The 12756-nt window shown below is 59.7% G+C and carries 10 protein-coding genes; 8 read left to right on the plus strand and 2 right to left on the minus strand.

The window, feature by feature from the left end:
* The first annotated feature begins 87 nt into the window (after positions 1 to 87).
* The 3 genes from thrC to BKD70_RS14910 all read left to right on the plus strand — a co-directional run bounded on the left by thrC (position 88) and on the right by BKD70_RS14910 (position 4265).
* Positions 88 to 1497, plus strand: a complete 1410-nt coding sequence (gene thrC, locus BKD70_RS14900) for a threonine synthase (RefSeq protein WP_047277350.1) — start codon at positions 88 to 90, stop codon at positions 1495 to 1497.
* Positions 1498 to 1616: 119 nt separating this feature from the next.
* Positions 1617 to 3716: a transporter substrate-binding domain-containing protein gene (locus BKD70_RS14905; RefSeq protein ID WP_052892203.1), complete on the plus strand. Its 2100-nt coding sequence runs from the start codon at positions 1617 to 1619 to the stop codon at positions 3714 to 3716.
* A gap of 141 nt (positions 3717 to 3857) precedes the next feature.
* A complete protein-coding gene (locus tag BKD70_RS14910) occupies positions 3858 to 4265 on the plus strand; it encodes a response regulator (protein WP_080960374.1) in 408 nt (135 codons plus the stop codon).
* A 174-nt stretch (positions 4266 to 4439) separates the two neighbouring features.
* Here the strand turns inward: BKD70_RS14910 and BKD70_RS14915 are convergent, their stop codons facing one another.
* Positions 4440 to 5318: a TIGR02285 family protein gene (locus BKD70_RS14915; protein ID WP_080960373.1), complete on the minus strand. Its 879-nt coding sequence runs from the start codon at positions 5316 to 5318 to the stop codon at positions 4440 to 4442.
* Positions 5319 to 5366: 48 nt separating this feature from the next.
* Entirely contained in the window at positions 5367 to 6566 is a 1200-nt protein-coding gene (locus BKD70_RS14920; protein WP_047277344.1) for a CaiB/BaiF CoA-transferase family protein, read from the minus strand.
* 134 nt (positions 6567 to 6700) lie between these two features.
* Here BKD70_RS14920 and BKD70_RS14925 point away from each other — a divergent pair, with 134 nt between their 5' ends.
* The 5 genes from BKD70_RS14925 to BKD70_RS14945 all read left to right on the plus strand — a co-directional run bounded on the left by BKD70_RS14925 (position 6701) and on the right by BKD70_RS14945 (position 11763).
* The gene (locus BKD70_RS14925) at positions 6701 to 7243 is read left to right on the plus strand and encodes a YaeQ family protein (RefSeq protein ID WP_047277342.1); all 543 of its coding nucleotides are present in this window, start codon (positions 6701 to 6703) and stop codon (positions 7241 to 7243) included.
* A 55-nt stretch (positions 7244 to 7298) separates the two neighbouring features.
* On the plus strand, positions 7299 to 9008 hold the full coding sequence (gene recJ, locus BKD70_RS14930) for a single-stranded-DNA-specific exonuclease RecJ (RefSeq protein ID WP_047277341.1): 1710 nt from the start codon (positions 7299 to 7301) through the stop codon (positions 9006 to 9008).
* A 119-nt stretch (positions 9009 to 9127) separates the two neighbouring features.
* Entirely contained in the window at positions 9128 to 10234 is a 1107-nt protein-coding gene (locus BKD70_RS14935) for an NADH:flavin oxidoreductase/NADH oxidase (RefSeq protein ID WP_047277339.1), read from the plus strand.
* Positions 10235 to 10414: 180 nt separating this feature from the next.
* A complete protein-coding gene (locus BKD70_RS14940; protein ID WP_047277337.1) occupies positions 10415 to 11131 on the plus strand; it encodes a tellurite resistance TerB family protein in 717 nt (238 codons plus the stop codon).
* 362 nt (positions 11132 to 11493) lie between these two features.
* Positions 11494 to 11763: a hypothetical protein gene (locus BKD70_RS14945; RefSeq protein ID WP_047277335.1), complete on the plus strand. Its 270-nt coding sequence runs from the start codon at positions 11494 to 11496 to the stop codon at positions 11761 to 11763.
* Positions 11764 to 12756: the final 993 nt, after the last annotated feature.

The following is a 12756-nucleotide window of genomic DNA, read 5'->3' on the forward strand; positions in this document are numbered from 1 at the left end:
AGGCGCCTGCCCCCCGTTAACGTGCCATCTGGCGTTGACGTGGGCCATGACGCCACGGCTTGCCGCTCACCTCGAAGGTTCGCCCTAATGCGCTATATCAGTACCCGCGGCCAGGCACCGGCCCTGAATTTTGAAGATGTCCTGTTGGCCGGTCTGGCCAGTGATGGCGGCCTGTATGTGCCGGAAAACCTGCCACGCTTTACCCAGGAAGAAATCGCCTCGTGGGCCGGCCTGCCGTACCACGAGCTGGCATTTCGCGTGATGCGTCCGTTCGTGACGGGCAGCATCCCGGATGCCGACTTCAAAAAGATTCTCGAAGAAACCTACGGCGTGTTCTCCCACGCGGCGGTCGCGCCGCTGCGTCAGCTCAATGGCAATGAATGGGTGTTGGAGCTGTTCCACGGCCCGACCCTGGCCTTCAAGGATTTCGCCCTGCAACTGCTGGGTCGCTTGCTCGACTACGTGCTTGAAAAGCGCGGCGAGCGAGTGGTCATTGTCGGTGCTACCTCGGGAGACACCGGCTCGGCGGCGATTGAAGGCTGCAAGCACTGCGAGAACGTGGATATTTTCATCCTGCACCCCAATAACCGGGTGTCTGAAGTGCAGCGTCGCCAGATGACCACGCTGTTCGGTGACAACATCCACAACCTGGCCATCGAAGGCAACTTCGACGACTGCCAGGAAATGGTCAAGGCCAGCTTCGCGGACCAGAGCTTCCTCAAGGGCACGCGCCTGGTTGCCGTGAACTCGATCAACTGGGCGCGAATCATGGCCCAGATCGTCTACTACTTCCACGCAGCCTTGCAGTTGGGCGGGCCGCACCGTTCCGTGTCGTTCTCGGTGCCCACCGGCAACTTCGGCGACATCTTCGCCGGTTACCTGGCGCGTAACATGGGCCTGCCAATCAATCAATTGATTGTCGCCACCAACCGCAACGACATCCTGCACCGCTTCATGAGCGGCAATCAGTACGCCAAAGAAACCCTGCACGCGACCCTGTCGCCGTCGATGGACATCATGGTGTCCTCGAACTTCGAACGCTTGCTGTTCGACCTGCACGGGCGTAACGGGGCGTTGGTTGCCGAGCTGATGGACACGTTCAAGCAAACCGGCCACTTCAGCGTTGAAGACGATCGCTGGACCGAAGCCCGCCGCCTGTTTGACTCGTTGGCCGTCGACGACACCCAGACCTGTGAAACCATTGCCCAGGTGTTTGCAGAGACCGGCGAAGTGCTGGATCCGCACACAGCCATCGGCGTCAAGGCTGCACGTGAATGCCGTCGTAGTCTGGACACCCCCATGGTAATTCTGGGCACCGCTCACCCGGTCAAGTTCCCCGAGGCCGTTGAGAAGGCAGGCGTAGGAAAGGCATTGCAACTGCCTGCGCATCTGTCTGATTTGTTTGCACGAGAAGAGCGGTACACCGTTCTGGCAAATGACCTGAAAGCGGTTCAAGCCTTTGTGGGCCAGCATGGTAACCGAGGCAAAGCCTTGTAACAGGTCTTGTCCTACAGACATTGAAGCCCGTCGCCTGACGGGCTTTTTTGTTTCTGCGTGGCAAACTTGCGCCGTTCTCGCCCTCCAAGGCTGGCGAGTTGACGGTCAAGGAAGCTGCAATGTCACGTACTTTTCAGGCATTTGGATCATGGATAAACGCCGTGCTGATTCTCGGGGTGCTGGGCTTTATGCCGCCTGCCGATGCCGCGCACGGCTTACCCTTCAAATTGCCTCCCAGCTTTGCCAGTTTTAAACCCCTGCGTCTGGACAGCGAAGAAAAACGTTGGCTGCAGGAGCGCGGCAAGCTACGCGTGGGCATCACCCTCGACGGTTACGAGCCCATCGATATCACCAACGATCGAAACCGTTATCAAGGCATCAGTGCCGATTACCTGAGCATCATCCGTGATAAGTTAGGGGTCCAGGTCGAAGTGCTTGGCTTTCGCAAGCGCGATCACGCCGTTGCCGAACTGCTGGCTGGCAAGATTGATGTATTGACCAGCGCCAGCGGGTTTGAGCGCGGGATCGAGGGCATCGAGTTCTCGCAGGATTACCTGGAGGATCAGCCAGTCATTGTCGGACGTGATTTTGAGTCAGAGTCCATCGTTGACTGGTCGGGTAAAAAGATCGGCTTCCTGGACGGTTACATCGATATACAAGCCGCCCATGCGTTCTACCCTGACAGCGAAATCATCATCACCCCCACGATGCACAGCGCCATGGAAGCCCTGATAGAAGGGGACATCGACGCCTTCATCGGCAACGAGGTCATTGTTCAGGCGTTCAATAGCATTCGTCCTTACTCAAGGTTGCGCATCATTGATGACAGCGCCATACCGGTATCGGGCTTCGCCTTTGCGACCCGTCTGGCAGACCGCCAGTTGACGGCCCTGATCGATCAGGTACTCAACAGTGTGGATCAGACGCTCTCAGGACTCATTTTTTCTCGCTGGACCCAGGGGCTTGAGGGCAGCATTGCCAGGCAACACATCGATTTGCTCCCCGCCGAGCGTGAATGGATCAAGGCTAACCCCGTGGTCACGGTGGTGAGCCAGCAATATCCGCTTTATACCTTTCGCAACGCCATGGGCGAGTGGGAAGGCTTGAGCATTGACATCCTTGCGCGTATTTCACGCATGACCGGCCTGCAATTCGTCCATGAAGAGTCGTTTTCGACCGCCCAGACGTTGGGCTTGCTCAAGAGTGGTCGAGGGCAAATGAACGCCACGCTGTCTATCAGTCCGGAGCGAAAGGAGTTTCTGAACTTCACGTACTCCTACGGCGGTGCGCCCTGGGTTTTCATCGTTCGAACCCATGACTCGCGGCTCGGATCACTGGAGCAGTTGTCCGGCAAGGTCTTGGCACTTCCCGCCAGGCACGCCCTTGAAGCCATGATCCGGCGCGACCATCCGGAGATCGAAGTGCATACGGTTGCGAGTTTCGATCAGGCCAGAAGCCTGGTGGAAAAAGGCGAGGCCGACGCAACGATCCAAAGCGAGACACAGGCGTACCTGTATCCGCCGGGTCGCCTCAAGGTGGGCCGCACCGTCGAAGGCCGCTGGTCAGCCGATACGTTTTCAGTGCATGCAAAGCACCCCGAACTCTTGAGCATCCTGAACAAGGCGCTGGAAGCCATGACCATGACCGAAATCCGCACCTTGAGAAGCAAGTGGTTGGGCGGAGTAAGGAAGGCCCCGCTCGTTGAGAGCACCTTTTATCACTCGCCCTGGCTGTATGCGCCAATGGCAGCTTTGCTGGTGGCTGGCCTGTTGTTGTTTCTGTGCAATCGGCGCCTGCATAACCAGGTTGTGCTCGGGCACGCGCGCGAAGCTCAACTACAGGAGGCTATCGCGTTTCAGCGCCGTTACCTGGACGGTATTCCCAGCCCCATTTTTGTAGTCGGTGTCAAAGGTGAACTGGTCACCTGCAACCGCAGTTATGAAGAGCGTTTATCCATCAAGCTGGAGCGCATCCAGGGTTTAAACAGCCTTGAAGCGAATCTCTACCCCCCATCCCTGGCCGAACAGTTACATCGAGAGTTACTGGGCGTTATCCGCAGCCGAAAGCCCTTTTACATAAAACGTGTCATGGAATTCAACGCCTGCAGCTCGGAGGTGTATCAGTGGACTGTCCCTTTTTATTCATCGACCGGGCAGTTGGAGGGGTTGGTAGGAGGGTGGTTTGACGGGTCGGAAGGGAGAAAGTGGGATGTCCCTTGATTAACCCTCTGTGTTTTAAAGTGGCTGGCTTGGTAGGAATGTTCTTACCGTAATTCAAGATTTGTCTTATGTTCTGTTCAGTTTGAGCCTTCTACAGTGCGCTCCATTCGAGTAATCGTCCCGCTGCTGTAAAGGTTCATGATGCAAAACCTGAAAGTACTCATCCTTGAAGACAACCCTTTCCAGTTGATGACCCTGCATCAAATGTTGAATGCATGCCGCATTTTCGATGTGCTGACCGCTTCAAGCCTGGAGGCGGCACGCCACTCACTTGCGGTACGCGGTGCTATCGATATCGCCATTTGCGACCTTTACCTGGACACCACCTCGGGGCTTGACCTGATCACTGAGCTGGCCAAGCAGCGCAATGCCTCGGCGTTGATCATCCAGACCTGCGCCGCCCCCCATGTCGTTGAAAAGGCCGCCAGCAGGGCGCGCCGTGAAGGCCTCAAGGTGTTGGGCTCTCTGACCAAGCCCGTCAGTGTGGGTCGCTTGAACCAGCTGTTGCAGGCCTACCAGATGCCGTGTTTCAACACGTTGGCCCGCTGAAGAAAATTGATTACTGCGCCGAGGGAACCTTTTTTCCTACAGGCTTGTCAGATTTTTCATCGACGGGATCAAGCGTTTTGCTCCGATGCCTGACGCCCGTCGAGCGGATCACCTGATCCTGTTAAACCCCGAGTTGACTCCCCACTGCTCGGGGTTTTTTTTGAGCGCAATTTCTCAGCGTGGGCGCTTTGGCGGGCTTGCTTGTCCATTCACGTAGTCGTCAGGGTGGCCGGGCTCCTGCCACTGAGCTTCAGCCTCACGCAACGCGTCCGGCCCCAACGTGGCCAATGCCCGGTTAATCCGGCTTAACGCTTCGTGGCCTGCAGGGGTGTCGGAGCACCCGATATAAATCGGCTGATACGTGGGCGCGCCCAAAATCCGGTAGAACAGCAGTGTTTCAAACGGCAAGCCTTGCTGCCGGGCCTTGGATTGAATCTCGGGCCAATACCCCAAAACACCTTCCAGCCGGCCGGCATGCTGCATTTGCAACAGGCTGCCCAAGGCATCATTGCCATGGTGAACAAACAACTGGCGGTCCTCGCTATGCGCCAGTTGCTCATCGATCCACATGCCATAACTGCGCTTGGCCACCACCCCCAGCCGGACGCCTTGTGCATTGAGCATGCGCTTAAGGTCCACCGACTGATCCGTGACATAAGGCGCGATCTTCGGCTCATCGCTTTGGCGGATCACCAGCCCGTTGCTGTGTAAGCCCATGACCGGCGCCGAGTAGGCAATCGATTGTGCGCGTGAGGGATTCCACACCAGCGCCGGGTCGCACGTCAGCGTCGGGTCCTGCAGCATTTGCATGGCACGGGCCCGATTGACCTTGACCACCACATGTTCGTATTCGGGCAGGCTGGCGATCAGCAAGGGCATGAGCTGATCAATCACCCCCTGACCTTTTTGCGGGCCCTCAAAGACGGTCAGCGGCGGTAAATCGCGCATCAGCCATGTGAGTTTTTCGGCCCCGGAACTCATGCACGCCCAGCCCAGCATCGCCCAAGGAATGAGTTGAGCCCAACGGCTTGGCCGCCATGAGCGAATCGTCATGGTGCGGTGTTCCTTCTACAGCGTTTGAAAAGGGGCCGAGCCCCTCTGCTAAATGGCACCGTTGTGTTTCAGTGCCGCAATGGCCGAGGCGTCGTAGCCCAACGCGCCCAGCACTTCATCGTTATGGGCGCCCAGCTCGGGGCCCACCCACTCGGCCGACCCGGGGGTCTCGGAGAGCTTGGGCACAATACCTGGCATTTTGAAGTCGTTGCCGTCGGGCAATTTGGCACTCAGGAACATCTCCCGCGCCAGAAACTGCGGGTCGCTGAACATGTCTTGCGCCGAGAAAATACGACTGGCCGGCACCTGCGCGGTATTCAGTTGCTCAAGCACCGTGTCCAGCGGCAGCGAGGCCACCCAGCGATCAATCACGCCATACAGTTCATCGCGTCGTGCGTCACGCCCGTCATTGCTGGCCAGCTGCGGGTCGTTTGCCAAGTCGTCACGGCCAATCAGCTGCATGAACCGTTTGAAAATCGCATCGCCGTTGGCGCCAATCTGGACGTGCTTGCCGTCCAGGCTGGTATGGATCGAAGAGGGGGTAATGCCCGGCATGATATTGCCCGTGCGTTCGCGAATAAAACCGAACACATCGAACTCCGGGACCATGCTTTCCATCATCGCGAAAATGGCTTCATACAACGCCACATCCACCACTTGGCCTTGGCCGCCATTCACCTCGCGGTGCCTCAAGGCCATCAATGCACCGATCACGCCCCACAGCGCGGCAATCGAGTCGCCAATGGAAATACCAGTGCGCACGGGCGGGCGGTCTTCGAAGCCGGTGATGTAACGCAGCCCGCCCATCGATTCACCCACGGCCCCGAAGCCCGGCTGATCCTTCATCGGCCCGGTCTGGCCAAAGCCCGACAGGCGGACCATGACCAGCTTGGGGTTCAAGGCATGCAACACGTCCCACCCCAGCCCGAGCTTTTCGAGCACACCGGGGCGAAAGTTCTCGATCAGGATGTCCGCGTCGGCCAGCAACGCCTTGAGCACCTGAAGGCCATCAGGGTGCTTGAGGTTCAGCGTCAGGGATTTCTTGTTACGCGCCTGCACGAACCACCACAGCGACGTGCCCTCATACAGCTTGCGCCATTTGCGCAGCGGATCGCCCCCGTCCGGGGATTCAACCTTGATCACCTGAGCCCCGAATTCGGCGCAAATACGCGAAGCGAACGGCCCGGCGATCAGCGTTCCGAGTTCGACGACCTTAAGGCCCGAAAGGGGTTTGGCAGCGAGGGGCATGAGTAATCCTTGTCCGGGAGCGTGCGAGTACAGCCTTTTAACATAGGAGCGGGCGCGCAAGAAGCCGCAGAGTTCGTTGATCCTTGGCGTATCGGGTAGACTTGCCGCCTTTCTCCGTATCAAGAAGCCCGTTCATGGCCCAGCCGTCCACGACTTACAAGTTTGAACTCAACCTCACCGACCTTGATCGCGGTGTGTATGAGAGCGTAAAACAGACCATCGCCCGTCACCCTTCGGAAACCGAAGAGCGCATGACCGTGCGTTTGCTGGCGTATGCCTTCTGGTACAACGAGCAACTGTCCTTTGGACGCGGCCTGTCTGATGTAGACGAACCGGCGCTGTGGGAAAAAAGCCTGGATGACCGTGTTTTGCACTGGATCGAAGTCGGCCAGCCGGACGCCGAGCGCCTGACCTGGTGTTCGCGCCGCACCGAACGCACCAGCTTGCTGGCCTACGGCAGCCTGCGCGTCTGGGAAGGCAAAGTGATTCCGGCGATCAAAAACCTGAAAAACGTCAACGTGGCGGCCGTGCCGCAAGAGGTCCTCGAAACCTTGGCCAAAGACATGCCACGGGTGATCAAGTGGGACGTGATGATCAGCGAAGGCACAATCTTCGTGACCGACGACCGCGGCCAGCACGAAGTGCAATTGCAGTGGTTGACCGGCGAACGCGGTTAATCCTCGGCCTGCTTCAATCTTTCCACCTTCAGACTCAGAGACACATCCCCCGCTTATGCGCATCGAACCTCGTCCATTGCCTGAAACCCTGCCTTTTCTGGGCGAAATGCCGACGTTGCTGACACGGTTGTACGCCGCCCGTGGCGTGCAATCACAGGCTGAACTGGACAAGCGCCTGGCGCGGTTGATCCCGTACCAGCAGCTCAAAGGTATCGAGGCCGCGGTGGATTTGCTGGTGCAGGCGCTGGACCAGCGTCAGCGCATCCTGATCGTCGGTGACTTCGACGCCGATGGCGCGACGGCCAGCACCGTCGGCATGCTGGGCCTGCGGTTACTGGGGGCGGCGCATGTCGATTACCTGGTGCCCAACCGCTTTGAGTACGGTTACGGCCTGACCCCGGAAATCGTCGAAGTCGCCCTGACCCGCGAGCCGCAGTTGCTCATCACGGTCGACAACGGCATCTCCAGCGTCGAAGGGGTCGCCGCGGCGAAAAAGGCCGGGCTCAAGGTGTTGGTCACCGACCACCACTTGCCGGGCACAGAACTGCCCGCCGCCGATGCCATCGTCAACCCCAACCAGCCGGGCTGCGCGTTTCCCAGCAAGGCCTTGGCCGGGGTGGGGGTGATTTTCTATGTGCTGATCGCGCTGCGTGCGCGTTTGAACAGCCTGGGCCGATACGAACACAGCCAGGCGCCCAACATCGCTGAACTGCTGGATCTGGTGGCCTTGGGCAGTGTGGCGGACGTGGTGCCGCTGGACGCCAACAACCGGATTCTGGTGCATCAGGGCCTGGAACGGATTCGCGCCGGTCGCGCCCGGCCGGGGCTCAAGGCCATTCTGGAAGTGGCCAAGCGCGATCATACGCGCATCACCTCGACCGACCTTGGCTTCATCCTCGGCCCGCGGCTCAATGCGGCGGGGCGTCTGGACGACATGAGTCTGGGCATCGAATGCCTGCTCACCGACGACGCCAACGCCGCGCGCGCCATGGCCGCCCAACTGGACGAGATGAACCAGGACCGCAAATCCATCGAGCAAGGCATGCAGCGCGAAGCACTGGCCCAGCTCAAGGAACTCCCGGTCGACTCGATGCCGTTCGGGTTGTGCCTGTTCGACCCGGACTGGCACCAAGGGGTCATCGGGATTTTGGCCTCGCGCCTCAAAGAGCGTTATTTCCGGCCCACCTTTGCGTTTGCCGATGCGGGCGACGGCCTGCTCAAAGGGTCGGGGCGCTCCGTGCCGGGCTTTCACATCCGCGACGCACTGAGCGTGGTCGCAGCGCAACACCCCGACCTGATCGCCAAATACGGCGGCCACGCCATGGCCGCCGGGCTGACCTTGCCGGTGGCGAACTTTGAACAGTTCAGCCAGGCGTTCGATGCCGAAGTGCGGCGTCAACTGCGTGAAGAAGACCTCACCGGGCGCCTGCTGTCCGATGGCAGCCTGACCGTCGAAGAGTTCCACCTTGAGCTGGCGCGTGCCTTGCGCAACGCCGGCCCCTGGGGGCAACACTTCCCCGAACCGCTGTTTCACGGGGTATTTGAGCTGGTGGAACAACGGATCGTCGGTGAACGGCACCTCAAAGTGGTGCTCAAAACCGAATGCGGCAGCGTCAAACTCGACGGCATTGCGTTCGGCATCGACCGCGACGTGTGGCCCAACCCGACCATCCGCTGGGTTGAACTGGCCTACAAGCTCGACCTCAACGAGTTCCGGGGCAACGAAACCGTGCAACTGATGATCGCCCACATCGAACCGCGCTGACCGCCAGCGGATTTGAACCCCACCTCTTTCAGTGTTGTCGACTAATCTCTGGTAAGCGCTTGGTCGGCACACCGACGTCAAGCCGTCTGGCGTTTGCCCACTGACATGAGAGGTGACCCATGAGCCTGCTGCTCGAACCCTATACCCTGCGCCAACTGACCTTCTTGAACCGCATCGCGGTCTCGCCCATGTGCCAGTACTCCAGTGTCGACGGGTTAGCCAACGACTGGCATTTGGTCCACTTGGGCAGCCGCGCCGTGGGCGGCGCCGGGCTGATCTTCACCGAAGCCACCGCCGTCACCGCTGACGGTCGCATCACCGCTCAAGACCTTGGGCTGTGGAACGACCAACAGATCGAACCGCTGCAACGCATCACCCGTTTCATACGCGCCCAGGGCGCCGTCGCCGGTATTCAACTGGCCCACGCCGGGCGTAAGGCCAGTACCTGGCGTCCGTGGTTGGGCAAACAAGGCAGCGTCAGGGTAGAAGAGGGCGGCTGGGTGCCGGTCGGGCCATCGCCCATTGCCTTCGACCCGCGCCACACCGTGCCCACGCAACTGGACGAACGCCAGATCCAGGACGTCATCCAGGCCTTTGCCGACGCCGCCAAACGGGCGCTCGAAGCCGGGTTTTCAGTGGTTGAAGTGCATGCGGCGCACGGCTACCTGCTGCATCAATTCCTCTCGCCATTGAGCAACCAGCGCCGCGACCAATACGGCGGTTCGTTCGAAAACCGCATTCGCCTGGTGCTGCAAGTGACCGAAGCAGTGCGCGAAGTCTGGCCGCAAGAACTGCCCCTGTTCGTGCGGGTATCGGCCACCGACTGGGTAGAAGACGGCTGGAACCCCGACGAAACCGTCGAACTGGCGCGCCGCCTCAAAGCGCTGGGCGTCGACCTGATCGACGTCTCCTCGGGAGGCACCTCGGCCAATGCTGAAATCCCCGTCGGGCCGGGGTATCAGACGCGTTTTGCAGAAAGCATCCGCAAGGCATCGGGCATCGCCACCGGCACGGTCGGCATGATTACGGAACCGGCCCAGGCCGAGCACATCCTGCGCACCGGCCAGGCCGACCTGATCCTGCTGGCCCGCGAACTGCTGCGCGACCCTTACTGGCCCTTGCATGCCGATGACGACCTGGGCGGCAAACAGGCGACCTGGCCGGCGCAATACCAGCGCGCCACGCATCGCGATCAACCCATCCACGAATCCGACCTGCGCGAATGACCCCGCCCCGGCGTATCCCGCGTGTTTGCGGCGTGCGCCGGGCCACCTTCAGGTTCAATTAAGGTGGGTTTGGCAAGCTCGGTGCAACATCTGGAAGCAAACGAACTGACTGCGTTGCGTGGCCGCGAACTACTCTGTCGGCCTGCTGACTTCCCCCAACCCTGTTGCTAGAGGCTGTGTATGAATACGCGTGGATTGCTCGATCAGTTACTCAAGTCTGGCCAAGAGTTGTTGCAAAACAAAACCGGTGCTGCAAAACCCGGCGCGGGTGCTGACAAAGGCGCACTCGGCGGCTTACTCAGTGGTTCGGGCGGGTTAGGCAGCCTGCTCTCGGGCGCGGGGGGCGGGGCACTGGCCGCTGGCGCCATGGGCCTGCTGCTGGGCAACAAAAGCGCACGCAAAATCGGCGGCAAAGCCATCACCTACGGCGGTTTGGCGGCGCTGGGCGTCCTGGCCTACAAAGCCTACGGCAACTGGCAGGCCAGCCAAGGCACCGCGCCGCAAACCGAACCGCAAACCATCGACCGCATTCCGCCTGTGCAAGTGGAACAGCACAGCCAGGCCATCCTCAAGGCGCTGGTCGCGGCGGCCAAAGCCGATGGCCACATCGACGACCGTGAGCGGCAATTGATCGAAGGCGAGTTCCACAAAATCAGTGGCGACTCGGGTGTGCAGGCCTGGTTAAAAGACGAACTGAACAAACCGCTGGACCCGGCCGAAGTGGCACGAGCGGCAAGCACCCCGGAAATGGCGGCCGAAATGTACATCGCCAGCGTGATGCTGGTGGATGAAGAACACTTTATGGAACGTGCCTACCTGGACGAACTGGCCAAACAGCTCAAGCTGGAGCCGGGGCTCAAGGCCGAACTTGAGCGTCAGGTTCACCAGGCGGCCTAGCCGCCGTGTGCTGCACGGGCGTGACGGCGCACTACGATTTGTACGCACGCAATTGCGGGAGGTTTCGTACAGGTTTGCTGATTGATGAGGCTGTTCGGTCACGCCTATAGTTTGCGCTCGCCCCTCGGGGCGACCGGGTTTGGCGACCTGGACAGGATTTTGGAAGCGTAATGGTTGTTGTATCTGGCGAAGCGTGTATTTTGCATCGCCATCCTTTATGGCTGCTGTGCGCGGGAGATCTTCGGGTCTGCCGGGTTTTCCTAGATTCTGCCGGTTCGCCAACCCGCGTACAGCAGCCACCTTTGATTTCGTTTGGCGACGGGAAGTGGGTGGCCTAATCGCAAGATCTAGGAGTTGTCTCAATGATTAAGTCCCCGTATATCCCGCTAACCGCTATCGACTGCACCATCCCCGCCTTGCTGATTGACCGAAACGCCCCGCTTGATGTGTTGCATGCCAATGCCACGGCCCGTGTGCTGGCGGTTACCCAATTGATGGAAACCTTTTCCAGCCGCGAGGTGCAGGAGGCAGATGCCGTTGACCTCAAGCATCTGGCAGCCACCGCAGCCGTGTTGCTGCGTGACGGGTGTGATCTGCTCAATGTGTTGGGGTGGCGATTGCAGCCGAGTTGAGTCTTTGCAGACGGCGTTTTTTTAAACGCCATCTCCCCAGCCGTTTTGCGGCTACCACTCAAACTTGAAACGCTGCTGCCACTCAAGCGTGAGAACGCCGCAGAAGGCCTTTTACTGCGGCCACTCAATCCTGAGAACACCGCAAAGGCCCCTCACAGAAGGCCGAGCGCAGGGGGTATGACGGGGGTGACGAGCCAGGATGCCGAGACAGCCGTGCTGGGCCATGGATGGCCCGTCACGGCGTGCCCCCGTCATATCGCCGGAGCGAGGGCACCGTCGAGCCTAGGCGAGGCGGCCGTATGGCAGGGCAAGGACCTTTTGCTTACTTTTGGGGCTGTTTGCCAAAAGTGAGCCGCCGTAAGGGCGGAACCCGTAGAAGGCCCTCACACATCAAACGGATATGTACCCGGTTGCTTAACAGGGACAGGGCGTACCTATCCGGCATCAGCATTTAACTGGACGATGGGTTTCGCTCTTACAGCGAGTCCCTTTTGTCAAACAGCCACAAAAGGAACCAAAAAGGCCTTGCCCTGCCATACGGCCGCCTCGCTCTGGCTCGACGGTGCCTTCACTCCGGCACTGTTGCGGGGGCACGCCGTGACGGGCCATCCATGGCCCAGCACGGCTGGCTCGGCTCCTGCCGACCCACCCCCGCACCAGCACCTGCGTTCAGCCTGCTGTGAGGGGCCTTTGCGCTGTGCCTGCAATCGCGTGGCAGCAGGAAGACTTTTCAAGATCAAGATCAAGATCAAGATCACTTGGGTTTTTCGCTCATCCGTTCGGATGTAACCCGTAGAAGGCCCTCACACATCAAACGGATATGTACCCGGTTGCTTAACAGGGACAGGGCGTACCTATCCGGCATCAGCGTCTAACTGGACGATGGGTTTCGCTCTTACAGCGAGTCCCTTTTGTCAAACAGCCACAAAAGGAACCAAAAAGGCCTTGCCCTGCCATACGGCCGTCTCGCTCTGGCTCGACGGTGCCTTCACT

The organism is Pseudomonas sp. BS-2016 (genome assembly GCF_001806145.1).
GTDB lineage: Bacteria > Pseudomonadota > Gammaproteobacteria > Pseudomonadales > Pseudomonadaceae > Aquipseudomonas > Aquipseudomonas lundensis.